This window comes from Roseivirga sp. UBA1976 (assembly GCF_002336325.1).
In the GTDB taxonomy this organism is placed as follows: Bacteria; Bacteroidota; Bacteroidia; order Cytophagales; family Cyclobacteriaceae; genus Roseivirga; species Roseivirga thermotolerans.
This window is the reverse complement of sequence record NZ_DDDQ01000179.1, coordinates 1-16,106: the sequence shown is the minus strand read 5'-3', so window position 1 is coordinate 16,106 and position 16,106 is coordinate 1. Positions and strand designations below refer to the sequence as shown.

Annotated in this window: 15 protein-coding genes; 3 read left to right on the top strand and 12 right to left on the bottom strand. The window is 43.4% G+C overall.

The annotated features are described in order from the left end of the window. On the top strand, positions 1 to 683 hold a 683-nt coding region (locus B3763_RS18580), incomplete at its 5' end, for a head GIN domain-containing protein (protein WP_286748350.1). On the opposite strand, the gene B3763_RS18575 is transcribed toward B3763_RS18580, so the two are convergent. From B3763_RS18575 to holA, 7 genes are all read right to left on the bottom strand, one after another. Beyond that, positions 680 to 1,681, bottom strand: coding sequence for a hypothetical protein (locus B3763_RS18575; RefSeq protein ID WP_286748349.1), 1,002 nt, complete (start codon positions 1,679 to 1,681; stop codon positions 680 to 682). The two genes, B3763_RS18580 and B3763_RS18575, sit on opposite strands and share 4 nt — an antisense overlap. A gap of 7 nt (positions 1,682 to 1,688) precedes the next feature. Then, the gene (locus tag B3763_RS18570) at positions 1,689 to 2,078 is read right to left on the bottom strand and encodes an ExbD/TolR family protein (protein WP_286748348.1); all 390 of its coding nucleotides are present in this window, start codon (positions 2,076 to 2,078) and stop codon (positions 1,689 to 1,691) included. Between the two features lies 1 nt (position 2,079). After that, the gene (locus tag B3763_RS18565) at positions 2,080 to 2,760 is read right to left on the bottom strand and encodes a MotA/TolQ/ExbB proton channel family protein (RefSeq protein WP_414707145.1); all 681 of its coding nucleotides are present in this window, start codon (positions 2,758 to 2,760) and stop codon (positions 2,080 to 2,082) included. Between the two features lie 4 nt (positions 2,761 to 2,764). Beyond that, entirely contained in the window at positions 2,765 to 3,613 is an 849-nt protein-coding gene (locus tag B3763_RS18560; RefSeq protein WP_286748346.1) for an SPOR domain-containing protein, read from the bottom strand. Positions 3,614 to 3,685: 72 nt separating this feature from the next. Continuing rightward, positions 3,686 to 5,326 (bottom strand): hypothetical protein, encoded by a 1,641-nt coding sequence (locus B3763_RS18555; protein WP_189631365.1) that lies wholly within the window; start codon positions 5,324 to 5,326, stop codon positions 3,686 to 3,688. Continuing rightward, positions 5,319 to 8,405, bottom strand: a complete 3,087-nt coding sequence (locus B3763_RS18550) for a tetratricopeptide repeat protein (protein WP_189631366.1) — start codon at positions 8,403 to 8,405, stop codon at positions 5,319 to 5,321. Before B3763_RS18550 ends, B3763_RS18555 begins: the two co-directional genes overlap by 8 nt. A 71-nt stretch (positions 8,406 to 8,476) precedes the next feature. Further along, positions 8,477 to 9,499, bottom strand: a complete 1,023-nt coding sequence (holA, locus tag B3763_RS18545; protein WP_189631367.1) for a DNA polymerase III subunit delta — start codon at positions 9,497 to 9,499, stop codon at positions 8,477 to 8,479. Between the two features lie 94 nt (positions 9,500 to 9,593). On the opposite strand from holA, the gene B3763_RS18540 reads away from it, so the two are divergent. Continuing rightward, positions 9,594 to 10,277, top strand: coding sequence for a tetratricopeptide repeat protein (locus B3763_RS18540; RefSeq protein ID WP_286748345.1), 684 nt, complete (start codon positions 9,594 to 9,596; stop codon positions 10,275 to 10,277). A gap of 105 nt (positions 10,278 to 10,382) precedes the next feature. Continuing rightward, a complete protein-coding gene (locus tag B3763_RS18535) occupies positions 10,383 to 10,970 on the top strand; it encodes a hypothetical protein (RefSeq protein ID WP_286748344.1) in 588 nt (195 codons plus the stop codon). A 106-nt stretch (positions 10,971 to 11,076) separates the two neighbouring features. Here the strand turns inward: B3763_RS18535 and B3763_RS18530 are convergent, their stop codons facing one another. The 5 genes from B3763_RS18530 to B3763_RS18510 form a co-directional block, all read right to left on the bottom strand. Next, positions 11,077 to 12,477, bottom strand: a complete 1,401-nt coding sequence (locus B3763_RS18530; RefSeq protein WP_286748343.1) for an ABC transporter permease — start codon at positions 12,475 to 12,477, stop codon at positions 11,077 to 11,079. Positions 12,478 to 12,480: 3 nt separating this feature from the next. Further along, positions 12,481 to 13,716 carry an ABC transporter permease gene (locus tag B3763_RS18525; RefSeq protein WP_286748342.1) on the bottom strand — a complete coding sequence of 412 codons (1,236 nt, stop codon included), beginning with the start codon at positions 13,714 to 13,716 and terminating at the stop codon, positions 12,481 to 12,483. Continuing rightward, positions 13,703 to 14,041, bottom strand: coding sequence for a helix-turn-helix transcriptional regulator (locus B3763_RS18520; protein ID WP_286748341.1), 339 nt, complete (start codon positions 14,039 to 14,041; stop codon positions 13,703 to 13,705). Before B3763_RS18520 ends, B3763_RS18525 begins: the two co-directional genes overlap by 14 nt. A 1-nt stretch (position 14,042) precedes the next feature. After that, positions 14,043 to 15,257, bottom strand: a complete 1,215-nt coding sequence (locus B3763_RS18515; protein ID WP_286748340.1) for a hypothetical protein — start codon at positions 15,255 to 15,257, stop codon at positions 14,043 to 14,045. A gap of 134 nt (positions 15,258 to 15,391) precedes the next feature. Continuing rightward, positions 15,392 to 16,106: NAD(P)-dependent oxidoreductase (locus tag B3763_RS18510; RefSeq protein ID WP_286748339.1), on the bottom strand; the 715-nt coding region annotated here is incomplete at its 5' end.

The window sequence follows — 16,106 nt, the reverse complement described above, 5'->3', positions numbered from 1 at the left end:
TTAAATGTCATAAACTCAAAATGAAAAAACAGTTAACCATCTATTTATTGCTAGTTGTGCTCATTTCGGCCCTTAGTGGTTGCGATGAGCAAAGTATTGCCGGGCGAGGGCCGGTGATTGAAATGGAGCATTCTGTAGACTCTTTCCAGGCCATATATCTACAGCTTCCGGCCAGGCTTTATGTTCGAAAAGACAATGAACATACGGTTCGCATTCGAACCAATGAAAACCTTCACGACCTAATTGAGGTAAGGGTCGAGAATCAGAAACTGAAGCTGGAAACCATCGCGAACACCAATATTCGTAGAGCCGAAATGCTCCATATATACATAAGTGCGCCTCAAATTTCAGGTTTCTTTCTCAATGGGGCGGGTGATATTCTGGTGGAAGATTGCCTGGGGTCTGATGAGCTGACTTTCGAGATTAATGGTTCGGGCGATGTCTATGCTTGCGGACTTACAGAGTCATTAGTCGTCAGCATTAATGGGTCGGGCCAGTTTAACGGATTCGATTTGGAAGCCCAACGTGCTGAATTAAGGGTCTCCGGTTCGGGCGATATTGAAGTAGCCGTTACGGAATATCTGAACGCTGTGATTTCCGGTTCCGGTGACATTCTCTACAAGGGGAATCCTGAGGTAGAACAGCGAATAAGTGGCTCAGGAACCATTCGCAGAAGACCTTAATTGGTTTTGATTACAAAGGTAACCTCGCCTTTAAAAGTTGGGGCGGGTGCTTTTGACATATCCGTTTGAATAAACTTGAGGTTAAGTACTTGTTTACGGTAAAAATCTACCACGGTGTTATCACTAATGGTGGTTCCCGGAATAATGGTGGCCCTCAATACTTTTCCTCTGTCGTCCACCACAATGGAGAACTTAATGACCCCGTCTATTTGTGAGTCGTCCTTTTCTGCCGGAGGGCTTTGCCACTTCCAACCATCAAGGCTGTAGCTAACTCCTAAGTCGGCACCTCCCGGATCTGTTCCCTTGGTATTCGTTTTTCCTTTAGGATCCCCCATATTACCACGGGTGTCTGTTTGCGTACCCTGGTTGTTAGAGGCCTTTTCCTTACTATCAGTGTTAGTCTTTTTACCCCCCATTAGCGCCCTGTTATCGATGACAGGCTTGGGCTTTGGTTCTTCTTTTTTCTCCTCAACTTTTGGTTTCACCTCCTCCTTCTTGGTTTCTTCCTGCTTTGGAGGCGTTGTGGTTTCCTTTTTAGTTTCGGTTACAGGTGTGGTTTTCTCTTCAACCTTAACTTCAGACTTTTCCGGACTGGTTACTGTTTCTTTAACAGTTTGTTCTACGGGGGGAGCCTCTTTGGGCTTTTCTGTTACCGGTGTAGTCTTGGGTTGCTCTTGAGGAGTTTGCTTTACTTCTGCTTTTTCGGTCTTCTGCTCTACCTGCTGCTCGGTTTCTTCGGTTTCAGAGTTATCAGTATCTGACTCAGCATCGGGAGGAGTATCATTTTCGGTTTCTTCAATTTCAGCCTTGTTGTTGCGTTCTATATCGCCACTACCTGCTTCTTGAAAACCCAAATTCAATTCTATACCATATTCAGGAAGCGGTGGATCGGGAGCCCTCCAAGCCACTAAAATCAGGAATAGTGCTATCAACGAGCTATGAATAATAGCCGACACTACTATGCTAAATCGTTTGTCTTTTTTTTCCTGATCTGACATGACTCTATTATTCAGGTCGTGTTACCAACACGGTTTTTTGCTTGAGCTTTGCAGCAATGCCGGCTACTCTTGCTGTGTGTCCGGTAGGTACCGCTGCATCAATATTCAAACTTAGGGTTCCTTCCTGCCCTCCTGTTAAACGCATAAGTTCTCGTTCTAGTGTTTCAGGAGTTACCTCCTGATCGTTCAGAAAGTAACGTAAATCGGCACTAATGGTTAAACTGTTCTTCTGCATGGATATGGTGGAAGATGCTGCTGTAGGCAAATTCACCGGCAAGCCAGAGGGTGTAATAAAGGAGGCTGTGAGCATGAAGAAAATCAATAACAGAAAAACAATATCTGTCATTGAAGACATGCTAAAAGACGACTCTACTTTATGTTTTGACTTTATATCCATATTACTGGGGCTCTTGTAGCAAGTCAATAAAATCTATGGAAGTGTACTCCATGTAGTGAATGGCTTTCTGTACCTTAGAAACAAGGTAATTGTAGCCCAAATAAGCAATAATACCTACCACCAAACCAGCTGCTGTGGTCACCATGGCTTCATAAATACCTGTAGAAAGTAACTTAGGACTCACAGAACCTTCTTCTTGCGCTATGGCTATAAAGGCCTGAATCATACCGGAAACAGTACCCAAAAAACCTATCATAGGAGCAGCACCAGAAATGGTTGCCAGCAGCGAGAGGTTCTTCTCAAGCTTGTACACTTCTATTTTACCCACATTTTCTATGGAGGCTTCGATGGTTTTTAAAGGTGACCCAATTCTATGAATTCCTTTTTCAATCATTTTGGCTATGGGCGAATCGGTCTGTGCACAAAGCAACTTGGCACCGTTCACATCGCCATTTACTACCAGGTCTTTTATTTTATCCATGAACTCAAAAGGAGTTTTGGAGGCCCTGTTGAGGTTTCTTAACCGTTCAAAGAAAATGTAAATGGCCATGAACCAAAGAATGACTAGTGGTATGAGCCAAAAACCACCCTTTAACAATAATTCAAAAAAGAAAAGAACACTATCTTCTCCTCCGCCAACAGATGTAGTATCTCCAGCGGCTAGTTGTTGCAATAACATCACCATTTTAATATTTCAGTACCCAGATATTTTCTCCGAAAGTTGATACTAACTCTGTTCTCTTTTGTTCGGCTTCAGCCATAGTTGCAGACTGTGCTATTCCTACTCTATGAAATTTAAGTTGACCTGTAGGGTTGAGTAAGTAAGCACTTGTTCCTGAGGCCACTATAGCTTTGGCTTTATCTTCCGCAAGATCTTCGTCATAAAAACTTCCGACCACAACATAGAAACGGCCTTCAGGCGCTGAAATTGTGAATAGTTCTGCTTTTGGTTTTACCGGCTCTGGCTCTGGTTCAGGCTCTGGCTCGGGCTCCTGTTGTGGCGGTGTATTTTGAGGCTGTTCGGTCTTCACAGGCTCTAGCTCCACATTCTTTTTCTTAAATACCAAAAAGTAATAGGCGGCAGCAGCTATTACCAGTATTAGGATGACAATGAGGACAATAATACCGTTGTTATTTTCCTTCTTCTCCTCCTTCCCTGCTTTTGAGCTTGGCTCAGAAGCGTTTTCCTGAGGCTTGGCTTCTTTCTCATCAGTGTTGAACACAAAGGGTTCGGGTTCTTCTTTTTTGGTTTCCTCAGTTGGCTCCGGTTCTTTGGTAGGTTCTACCGACTCTTCCTCCGGCTCAATATCGGCCACAGGGTCTTCTACCAAACCGGTGGCTACCGGCTCATCAGAAGTTTCATCTACTGGCTCAAGTTCAATATCGTCTAAGCCAAAGTCATCGTCTGTAACCTCCGGTTCTTTAGAAGTTTCTTCTTTTTTGGGCTTGGACGATGGCTTAGCACCTCGTTTCCTTCCGGTTTTTTTTGCTTTATCTTCTTCTTTAGATGAGTCGCTTTTCTTTTTTGCTGCCATTTGAATTCGGTTGAAAGATGAATTTACAAATTAGTAAAATAAAGGCTATACAAAAACGGGCAGAGAGTAAGACTAGAAAGCCACTGATAATCCACCTAAGAATTGAATACCACGCGATGGATAGTTGAGATACCTCTCGTATTCTTTGCCGAACAGGTTGTTTATCTGCAAAAATACGCCAAATCGTTCATTTATCTCATACCTTCCACCCAAATTCAGGTCAATTATATCATCGAGCTCAAAAGTCTGGGCCGTTTCCCTGTTCAAAGCCATTAGTCCTGCCAAGTAATAAAGGTCTGTGGTGACTGTGAGCTTCTTAATTGGGAAAATGGTAGTATTGAAGGCTGTTTTAAAATTGGGCTTATGCCAGGCTTCCTCTAAGCTGGCCAATGCGTAATTAAAATAATCAAAGCGAAGCGAGCTTCTCACTTTTCCTGTGTTCTCAAAATTAATGGCCGAAAATACATTGAGTCTTCGGGTGGTTCCATCTTCATAGAGAATCTCAAAACGTGTGGAATCCGATCCGTTGGTAAAAAACTGGAGGTTGTTGAGCGAGGCGTAGCTAAATCCCGAGCTAAGGGTAAATCCTTCAAAAAGCTCAAAGTCCAGACCTCCAAAATACTCACTCTTCTTTTCAGTATTTCTCAGGTCGAAATTGGCCATGAGAAACGGATTCTCATTAACTGAAGATTCTACAGAGTTAAACTCAATATCGCCATCGATTCCGGCATAAATTCTAAAACCCGAACTAAGCGCATAATCGGCTTTAATGGTTGGGTAGAACTGCAATCCCTTGTTGTAGCCATTGTCTCCGGCCAGATTGAACCCGGCTTTGAAGGTAAAGCCATTGGTTTGATAGTTGACTCTGGGCCTGAAGTTGAGGTAACTACGGTTGTCTTCCTGCAAATCCTGACGTTTGGAGAGTGTGGCCAATAAGTCGGCACTCAATCGTAGGTCGTCATTTATAATATAAAAGCCACCTACATCGAAGTTAAACTTGTTTTCACGTGCATCGAAGTTGTCTTTAAAGAAAATCCAGTCGGTTTTAAAGTGATAGTCGAAATTCTGCTCTTTGTTGGCATTCTCTATAAGCACGTTGGTAGAGAAGCGAGTAAATTTCTGCTCTATTTGACCGGCTTCATAGTTCAACACCGGATTATAACCATAAAAATGAACCTTATGATTGCTATAGTTCATTGAGCCAGACACCTTGTTTACATTGCTAAAGTACTTGGCTCCAATGGCGGCCTCAGTTCTTCCTTCCCCTGAGTTTTCATCGAATACTGGACCGTTTTTAGATGACAGGTGTCTCACGTACAGATTAAACAGATAAGACTCCTGACGCTTAGACCCCAGATAACCTTCTAAATAAGGCGTTTGATAATTGCCATAGCCTAGTTTTAAGAAGTTGCTGGTGAGCTCAGAAATGCGCTCATTACCCTGAAAATTTACGGTTCTGAAAGTCGGTTCTAAGGGGCTCAGCCTGTAACTGAAACGCTTGAAAGTATACTCTTGCTTGGTATCAGTTTCACTAACCGGCAATTGAGGTATTTTCTCGAAATTCCGTGTGGCCGGTGGCAAAGTAATTCTTCGATCTTTCCGAATAACAATCTCTGCTTCTTCCAGTTGGCTGCCCTGTCCTTGTTGAGCAACTGCAGGCAAAGCCAGGCACAAAAAGCCTGCAACCCATGTCGCTTTAATTAGCTTATTCATTGTTGCCTCCTTTCTTCACCTGAGTTGAGTCCATTCGAGTGCTATCGCCTTTTATTTCTTTCTGGCGCAAGGCTTCTTCCATCTTTTCTATTTCACTTAATTTTTTTCTGGCCTCTTCTACCACTTCAACCACTTCGGAATATTCAATGATGGAGTTTACGGTGGCCTTGGCCTGGAATAACTCATTGAGGGCAATGTAGTTATCGGCAATTAACAAAAAGGCCTTACCCAGCCATTCTTCGTGATCGGAAAAATTCTCATTAAACTCAAAAAGAGTAGTCAAAGACTGTTGGTATTGCCCTTGCTGATAGAAAATTTTGCCGAGTAAAAACTGGGCTTCTGCCCCATACTTATTCTTAGCAGTATTAATGGTGGAGAGAAGTTCATCGATGGCTACATTAAAGTTACCCTCAATATAGGAGGCCTTAGCCAGGTATAACTGAGCTTTATTGACCTGGTCTTGACTAATGTTGCCTTTGGTTATAATGTTTCGGGCATAGGTTCTCATCTGGTCGTATTGTCCCAAATTGAAATGGGCCTCCAAAAGCCCCGCCCACGCATCGTTTTCCTGACGCTTGGAAATGGCTATTTTCTCCAGTTTACTGTAGTAATTGGCCGCTTCGCCAAAGTCTCCGGCTTTCAATTGCAGCTCTCCTATTCTTTGGAAAACCACATCTATGTCAGTCACCTGGGCTTCGCGATCCAACTCGTAATACAATTCCAGTGCTTTATCAGTGTTGTTAAGGCGGTAGTAAGACTCGGCCCTATAAAACTTAGCCTGATGCCTTAGCGGGCTTCCTGCATAATTCTTTTCATAGTCTTCAAACGCTCCAATAGCAGCATTGTATTGCTGACCGAAATACAGGTTTTTGGCAGACTCCAGCTCTATGTTTTCAAGAGCCTGATTGTCTGGGTTTGCACTTTTGTATTTGGCCAGGTACTGATCGAACTCCAATACTTTATCGTTGAGTTTAAGGGTATTCTGCAAGCCCAAAAGTGCGGAGTTGGCCACTCTACTGGTAACGTACTTATCCAATATGGTTTTATAGTCTTCCTCTGCCTTTTCCAATTCATTTAGGTTGAAGTATGCCAAAGCCCTGCTTTCATAGGCATAGGGAATAAAGGGGCTTTGCTCCAACCGATCGATTATGCGGCTGAATCCTTGAATGGAAGCCCTATACTCCCTGTTTTCCAGTTGAATTTGCGCCTTCTTATAAATGGCGTCATCGTAGTATCTGGAACGGCTATACCTGTTGATCACTACATCAAGAGCTTCTATGGCCTCATCGCTCTTATCCTGAAAATCTTTAACCACTCCTTTTTGGAAATAGGCATAGTCAATGTTCGGGTTGTTGGTATCTATGGCTTTCTGGTAGTACGATATGGCCGTGGCATAAGCCTTATCTACGTAGTAGCAATCGGCCAACCTTAAAAGTGCATCATCATAGTTCAATTTGCTTTGTGCGCCTTCCAGGGCATCTACATAGCGCTTAAAATAGATACGGGCATTGGGGTAGTCGCGCGTATTGTAATAGGCATACGCAATACCATAGTTGGCCTTTAAGTAATATTCAGAGTCTCGGTTACGGGTTCTGAATACTTGCTGGTAAGCGTCTATGGCATTGGTATAGTTTCGAGCAGTGGCCAGGGCTTCTGCCTTCCAAAATAGAGCAGCAGTTTCCAAATCACTATCTATTCGGTAAGTCAAAGACTTATCGAATAATTGCACTGCATTGGTGTAGTTGGCACTGTTGAAGTACTCTGTTCCTTTATAAAAAGTCACTTTCTGGTATGCAGCCTGAATTCTAGGGCTCTTGTTCTTAATGCGTTCAATAAAGGTTATGGCCCGGGTAAAATCGCTTGTATTCAGAAAAGCCTCAGACAAAAGGTTGTTGGCTTCAGGAATGTATTGTGAGGTAGGATATTGATTGATGAATCGGTCAAGAGAGGTAATAGCCTGAGAATAATTTTTCGATTCGAAATTGACTTTGGCCACATTGAAGGCCGATTCTTCCTGAATTTCCTTATTGAAAGGTAGTTTGCTGGCTTTGTCGAACGCAGAAGTGGCAAATACATAGTTGCTCTGTTCTACGTAAAGCTGCCCCAGATAATATGAGGCGTATTGCGCAAGAGTGTCTTCTTTTAAAGCCACCCGCTTAAAGTCTTCAATGGCCGGTTCGGCATTGCCCACAGCAAAGTTGGCATAGGCTATGCGATAGAGTGTTTCATTACTAATGCTTTGAGCTGCCAGCTTGCGGTATAAGCCATAAAATTCCAAAGCTTCATCATAGCGGGCTTCAGCAAATGCCGACTCTCCTGCCAACTGATACAGTTGATAGAGGTAATCCATTCGCTTGCGCTCCTCGTCTACATTTTTAAACTTACCCACATAGGCCAGTACTTCTCCGTATCGCTTTTGCTTAAAGTATGAGCTGGTGATCATAATCGGTACACGATACTTATACTTTTCACTTTCTTCAGCCTTACGAAGGTCTACAATGGCCTTATCGTATTCCGCATCGGCATAAGCCAGAAAGCCCGAATAGTAGTTCGCATCGGCCTGAAAATCTCCGTTTTCACGCTTGGCCAAATCGAAGTATTCTATGGATTCTTCTTTTCGATTGAGGCTAAAGGCTGAATAGGCAATTTTAAAATAAGTCTCTGCTCTCTCCTGATCGTTGAGTGCATTCAGATTGGCCAGTTTGAGATATTTATTAGCGGTTTGGTAATCTTTTACCTTAAAAGCATTTACCCCCAAATTGTAGTAGGCTTTGGAAGCTTTTGGGTGGCTGGGCCGTTTCTTTACAAACTCAGAAATAAGCTGCGGCCCATCTGCATTGTTCAGGTTTAGGGCACAAAGGGCGACATAGTACTCTGCATCGGCCTTTTTAATTTCATCAGATCCTACCAATAAATACCTTTCGAACTGCTCACGGGCAGCACTGTACTTTTCCTTATCCAGCAACTCCAGTCCAAACCGATAGTATTTGTTGTCGCTGTTTTGGTGTAAAGTACTTTGAGCTTTTAATGACCCGAGCGTTACAAGGCTGATGGTAACAAGCGTTAGTACGTTCCTCATCAATTTGTATTTGCTCACTTTATTCCTAAACTCTTTTGTTGGTTGAATATTGTTGCGCTCCATAGAACAATTCAATGCATAAGTTTGAACACCAATTCTCTTAAAATCTCCTCTTCGGGCATAGAGCCGGAGTCTACTCCTTTAGACCTAAGGTCTGCCTCTCTCAGGTGCGAAATACATTGCATTACTTTCTGAAGAGGATACCTGTTGGCCGCTACTTTATACTCCTTTACCACAAAAGGAGGAAGCCCCATGGCACGTGCAAGGCCACTGTCCGATTTATCTTTGGCACTATGAAGCAGCAATAGCTTGGTATAATAGCTGTATAACACGGCTATCATTGGAATAATGGAATTAGCCCTGATATTGGCTGAAAAATAATTCACAATGCGGTTGGCCTTAAGCACATCGCCAGTAGAGATAGCTTTTTGGAGCTCAAACACATTGTAGTCTTTATTGATACCCACATACTTTTGAATGTGGGCCGGAGTTATTTCCTCTCCCGGCTTTAAATTAATAGCAATTTTGTTGACTTCGTTGCTAAGACGCTCCAGATTATTGCCCAGGTATTCGGCCAGCATTTGCACCGACTGATAACCAATATTGAAACCCTTTTCTTTGGCAAAGCCCTCAATCCATTTAGGCACCTCGTAGTCTCGCAACTTGGTAGTGGTGAGCAGCAAAGCCTTTTTAGAAAGAGCCTTTGCCAGAGGTTTTCGCCCATCCACTTTTTTGTGTTTATGAGCAAACACAAGGACGGTACTCGGCACAGGGTTATCGAGATAATTTATGAGCAGGCTCTGCCCTTCCTCTTTGTTAATATCCTGAATATCCTTGGCTTCTTTAACAATCACCACCTGTCGTTCGGCCATCATAGGAAAACGCCTTGCCGCTGTAAGCACCTGGCTCATAGCCACATCTTTTCCATACATAATGGTTTGATTGAAGCCTTTTTCGGCTTCGGCCAAACAATGGTCTTCGATGTAATCAGATATCTGATCGATATAGTAGGGTTCTTCCCCCTGTAAAAAATAAACCGGAGCATATTTTCCGGCTTTCAAATCGCTTAAAATCTGGTCGGGAGTCACTGCCATGATCAGAAGTCAAATATACAACCTCCATTCTATTTTCAAGGGAAATCGAACCAAGACTTTTATGAGGTGTTTATATTTGCAAAAAGCCCCAAAAATGATCGAATCGATAGTTGAGAAAGGAATTGAAGCCTGCCGATCAAATGATTTCAAAAAAGGCATTGAATTGTTCAATCAGGCCTTAAACCAGAACCCTAATCATGCCGCTGCACTATACAATCGTGCTCGCGCACTTTCTAAAAACGAACAATTGACTGAGGCCCTCTCCGACTTTAAACGACTCGTTGAACTGCATCCGGAAAATGCCACCTTCATTAGTGATTTTGCAGTAGCTCTGCACCTTAACAACCGAAACGATGAGGCTCTGACTCAATTCGATTTGGCCCTGAAACTAGAACCACAAAACCCTTATCGCTGGTCTTCCAGAGCTTTTTTCAAAGATCGTATTGGGCAAAGCAAGGAAGCCTTAGCCGATTATGAAAAGGCTTTGGAGCTTGACCCTGACGATGCCATAACCTTAAACAACAAAGGGCTTATTGAAGAAAAATTAGGTTATATAGAAAGGTCTAAAAAGAGTTTTAACAGGTCAAACGAATTGGTGGGTTATTCGCCTGGCACCGGTAAGCCTATGGAAAGGCCCTCTGCACCAACTCCTTCTGCAGAAAAACCCAAACAAGAACCCTTAACACGATGGAAGGTGATAAAGTCAGTTTTTACTAAAGAGGGTTTTAAAGACTTTAGCAATTTTACCAAGACCAAGGTACTTAGAAGAAAAGCTTAAACCACTCGCACCACTCACCGTATGCAAAGTGTGTAAGCTATTGGCTACCTTTAGATATGCGTAGCAATGAATAGCTACAACCAACACTTAACCAACACAACCCAAATGAAGAAAATTTTACTAGCCAGCTTCTTTGCCATAATGTCGGGCAGCCTTGCGGCACAGCAAATGAGCAAAGAAGATCAGATTAAATCGGCTGTTTTAGCTGCCCCGGCAGCCGTAAGAGATGGAGCCCATGTTTATGGCTTTAACGAAAAAGGCGAAATGATAACCCTAAGAAAAGGAACCAACAATTTCATTGTTCGGGCAGACGACCCCAATAGTCCCGGCTTTGAGGTGGTGAGTTACCCTGTAGATGTGGAGCCTTTTATGGCCCGAGGCAGAGCCTTGCGGGCCGAAGGCAAAAACCGGGGAGAAATTTTACAGATCCGAGAAGATGAAATGAAAAACGGAAGCCTTCAGAAGCCAAACTACGGATCTACCTTGGCCATTTACTATGGAGAGAATGCGCGCTACAATCCGGAAACGAATAGCCTTGAAGGCGGTCAGTTTCGGTACGTTATATATACCCCATTGGCCACAGCTGAATCGACCGGACTGCCCATTAGCCCCAACGGTAAAGGGCATCCGTGGGTAATGTTTCCCGGGCTTTACAGAGCGCATATTATGATCACTCCTCCGGGCGAAAACTAGAAAACCACTAAGAATTATTTAAAGAGACTGTTATGAAGCGAACTGCATCGTACCCGTAATGGCGGAGCAGAGTCAAGGGTCATAACAGTCTCTTTTCCATTACCGACTATTCGCTGCGTAGTGCCTTTACCGGATTGCTCATGGCGGTTTTCACGGACCGAAAACCAACCGTCAGCCATGCAATTACTGCTACAAAAAGAGCCGGCAACAGCCAAATAAGAGGATTGTTAAGGTTCATTTGATAGGCAAAATCCGCCAACCAGCCTTTCATTACTAAATAAGCCGTAGGAATGGCTATTACAGCCCCAATAAACACCAGAAAAGTAAAATTACGGATCACCATAAGCGTCAGGCTTTTTACTGAAGCTCCCAAAACCTTCCGTACGGCAATTTCCTTGAACCTACGCTGAAGAGTAAATGCTGCCAAGGCAAACAAACCCAGACAAGCGATGGCTATGGCCAGCCCCGAAGAAGCTGTAAACAATTGTCCAAACCTTTCTTCTTCTTCATACAGTGCATTGAAAGAGTCGTCTAAAAAGACATATTCAAAGGGCTCATCGGCAATGGTTTCTTTCCAAATATCTTCTACTGAACTCACCGTTTCCTGGAAGTTACCCGAAACCTTTAGGGCAAGGTAGTTGCCTGCATACCAGCCTCCTTCGGCATGCCCATCGTCTGTCATCAGTCTAAGCACAAAGGGACTGATTCCACGCTTGAGACTGTTGAAATTAAAATCCTTCATCACACCAATTATAGTGTAGTCTTCGCCATTACCTCGGGAAAGCTTTTTTCCAATGGGGTCTTCCCATCCCAGCCACCGGGCAGCCGCCTCATTGATGAGTATATTAGAGGTATCTGACACTAATTGTCGGTTAAAATTGCGGCCTTTGAGCAACTCTATGTTCATGGTTTCCAGAAAACCGGCCGTAGCAAACATATTAATGAAACTGTAGCTTCTCGGATTATCTTCCAGGGTCTGATAGCCCCAATCGGAAATCCATTCGGAGGGATATTGACTGGAAAGGCTTACGGATTGTACCGTTGGCACCTGCTCCAAACGCTGAGTCATTACCTGAGCCTTCTCTCCAAGCCTGGATACATTCTTAACCACAAGTACTTGTTCGGCATCAAACCCCAGGTCTTGTTTTTTGAGAAACTGCAACTGTGAAAACACAACCACCGTGCTCACCATTAGGAATATGGAGATGGCAAACTGAAATGCCACCAGACCTTTTCGAAGCAAAACACCACCCTTACCACGGGCCTGTGCCTCACCTTTAAGGGCCTTAATGGGTTGAAAAGAAGACAAAACCAGGGCCGGGTAAGAACCGGCCATGAGTCCAACCACAATCATAAGGGCAAACAGTTTAGCCAGCGTGGCTACCTCGAAAAGTTGAGCATGTTCAAAGTCTCTGTTGGCCAGTTGGTTGAAACCATCAAGCCCCAGAGAAGCAATGAGTAAAGCCAAAACCGATGAAAGGAGGCAAACCAAAACGGATTCGGTCATAAACTAACCTACGAGCTGTCCGCGCAATGAGCCCAATACCTTGCGCATGCCCACTTCTTTGCTTCTCATGGCCGACCGTGCCGTACTCAAATTCATAAAATTAATGCAGGCAATAAGCAGTATAAACAAGGCCACCGCTGAAAATATATACACATTGTCTATGCTGCCACTAGACCCGAGAGCCAAATGAGGATAATGCAAGTGCATATCCTTCATGGGAATAAAAGTAAATGACTTCTTTCCCCCTGCAGCCAGAAAATCATCATAGGTTGCATGACCTGAGTACTTGATTAGCGCAGGTCCCACATGCTCTCTGACAAAATCGGGAATTTTGGCATGTACCTGTTCTGGAGTAGCTTGCTCGGTTAGCTTGGCATAGGTAAAAAAGGCATTACCCGTCCAGTTACCCACGGTTACCCAAAAATCATGTGGGTAGCTCAATATGTAATTGTAATAGAAGTGGGTATTCTTTGGCGGATCGGCCACCACTCCCGTAACCATTGTTGCTTCACCATCAATATAAATTACCTGACCCAAAGCTTGTCCGTAGTCAAAAAACTTGTTGGCTAACGACTGAGTAAGCACTATTGTGTTCGGTTTGCTCAAGGCACCTTCAGCACGGCCTTCAACAAACTCCACGGTGAATATTTTATGGAAAGTGGAGTCGGCACTAAAACCTCTCTCCTCCTTGAAAATTTTGTCACCAACCTTAAATGTTTGGCTAAAAGGCCCATTGATACGGGCCACTTCTTCAACCTCCGGAAAATCGGCCTTCATTTGTGCGCCCAGCCTGGCGGGTGTCCAATTGCCCGATTGGCCATTGGCCACTCTATACACTCGGTCTATGTCTTTATGATACTTGTCGTAGCTGAGTTCGTGGCTTATGTAGAGTACAATGAGCAAACAAGCGGCAAGACCAAGAGCCAGTCCACTGATGTTAATGAAGCTGTAAAACTTTTGCTTAAGCAAGCTTCTGATCGATATTTTGAGATAGTTTTTGAACATAGCAATGTTGTTTAATGAGTTAAAATCTTCCAGACCTTTGATGTAGCGAAAGCGAAAAAACCTGAACACGTCCCACGAAAACTTTCGCCTGGCTGCCTTTAGACCTTCGGTGGCAGCCCGCTTATAAAAAAGCTCATAGGCATCTCCTTCTATAATTTCCAACGCTCTTGGCTTACAATAAAACCGCAGTAGTCGTAAAGCCCACTGAGGTGGTTCCTGTTTAAATGCCGACATACTTTAGACCTAGATTTGGTATTTGATCGTGCAGACGATTTCGCTGCTCGCGGATGGCATCAAGGGTCTGCTGACCCGCTACCGTAATTCTGAAAAAGCGCTTTCTCCTTCCTCCTCTTTCTGCCGTTGCACCTCCAGCTTCAGATTTGAGAAAGCCCTTCGACTCCAGCCTATCCAGAGCCGAATGTACCGCAGAGATATTGATCTTTCGGCCTGTTTGGTTTTCAATTTCTTCCATCACACTGACACCATAGGCATTTTCATGAAGTATGGCCACTATAAGCAGCACCACTTCTTCAAACTCACCAATATTTGTTCTGGTCATATTAAAAGTTGTTTTCAACCCATTGATCTTTTGGGGCAATGAGCATTAAATCATGGTTAAATATTTCGTTTATTTCAGATTGCTTTGCTGTCCAGATACCCGATGCTATTTTTCTTCTGATCGGCCTCAAGTCTATAAGCGCCCACTGATCTGGCAAGCCAACAGTCATAAAGAGTTGAACAGGTGCGTAGCTTTTCGATTTAAATTGGTCTTTACCTTGCCAATAACGCCTCATAAACCTGATATGCATTGATTTTGAACCTAATTCACTGGCCAGACTATCTACCCAGTGACCAACATCTTTATAACCGATTGGACTTTTAACTTTTGTAGTATGGTAGCTGCCCATTTTTATAAGCACCTTCGGATATTGGTCTCCTTGCCGGGCTTCTTCCAACTTCCTTTCAAGGTTTTCTTTCATATAGGCGATTCGTGTGGTATTGTTTTTTCCATACTCGCCATTTTCGTGATGACAATAGATTTGCCAGGACTTTCTAATGGCCGTAATCAACTCCTGTGCCTTGGCATTACTAGAACTGAACAAACTGAAAAAGCCTGCTATTGTGGCGTTTTCTAAAGACTCACAACTTCGATGCTTTTCACTGATTTTGTTCCAGGCCTTTTTAGAGTCCTCCAGAGCATTATTGATAGTTACTTTATCTGCACCAGTATAGAGACCTGCCAATTGGTCGAAAAGCATAGGAAAGGCAAGTGCAAATTCCTGATCTATTCCCCATATATCGAAATTCAATTTTCTGGCAGTTGTCAGAAAAGTCGCATCTTCCTTTCCTTTGAAAAAGGGGATCGGATATCTGTTATTCTTGCTATTGTACCGTTGGTAGAGTTGCCTAAGATTGCCTGTAGTCTCTTCAGGTACTTCAGACAATTTCATTAAAACTTCTGCGGTAAACGGCCCTACTTCAGCTATCAGCGTATTGTAACGGTGCTTTGCTGCAATCTTCAGCAGCTCATTGAAGAAAAGAGCCGACTGCTGCGAATTGTGAAGTTCACCAAACAAAACAAATTGACTCGATGCTAATTCTTCTTGAATAAGCTCTGCTCCCTCTCCTTCAAAACCATCATTTAAAGTAAAGTAACGGGTATATTCTTTTATGTCTGAAGCATCTAAAGCGTGTTTCTGTGCCAGGCAGGTGGTGGAAATAACGAATAAAAAGAGAAAACTACTGACCTTTTGAATTCTGATTGACCATTTCATATTCTGTTGCTGGAGTTATTACTTTCACAATAGTAAATGAAATATATATGTTTCACTATTGCAAATGAAATACATACGGTTGATCATTAACTGTCGAAAATGTGAATTGAAACGTTCAGAAAGCTTCCTGAAAGCTAATAACCGGCCTCCCGATTTACCTTGTGCAGCAAATCTCTCCCTTCTATTAAACGCTTTGTATTTTCCAAAACCAGTTGCATGGCCGACTGTGGAGTGGTTACACTAGCTACGTGCGGTGTAATTCTGATTTTCGGATGTTTCCAAAACGGATGTCCTGAAGGCAAAGGCTCTTCCCTAAATACATCAAGCAGTGCTCCGGAAAGTCTGCCGGAATCGAGAGCGAGCAGCAGATCATTCTCCACCAGATGGTTTCCCCTTGCCACATTGATAAGGAAAGCACCTTCTTTGATCTGTTCAAAAAGGTCTAAGTTCAAAATATCTACGGTGTGTGGTGTAACCGGCAAAAGATTAATGAGCACATCTAGCGGAGCTAAAAACTGCTTGAGTTCACCACCATTAAAACACTGAACACCAGGGAGTTGTTTAGGTGTTCTGCTGTAGCCCAAAACTTCAAAACCCAATTGTGCAAGAGTGCTAGCACAATGTCCTCCCAACTCTCCCAAGCCCAAAACTCCTACCTTCAATGAACTGTAAGACAACCTGTTCCAAATTGCTTTCTGTTGGTTTTGCCAGTGTGCTTGCATACTACGTTGATGCATAAGCACCCCCATTATACAATAGTTGGTCATATCGCGGGTTAGAAACGGATCTACTATTCTGGTAACAGGTATGTCGCTGGGTATTTGTTGGTCGTTAACCAGGTGGTCTACA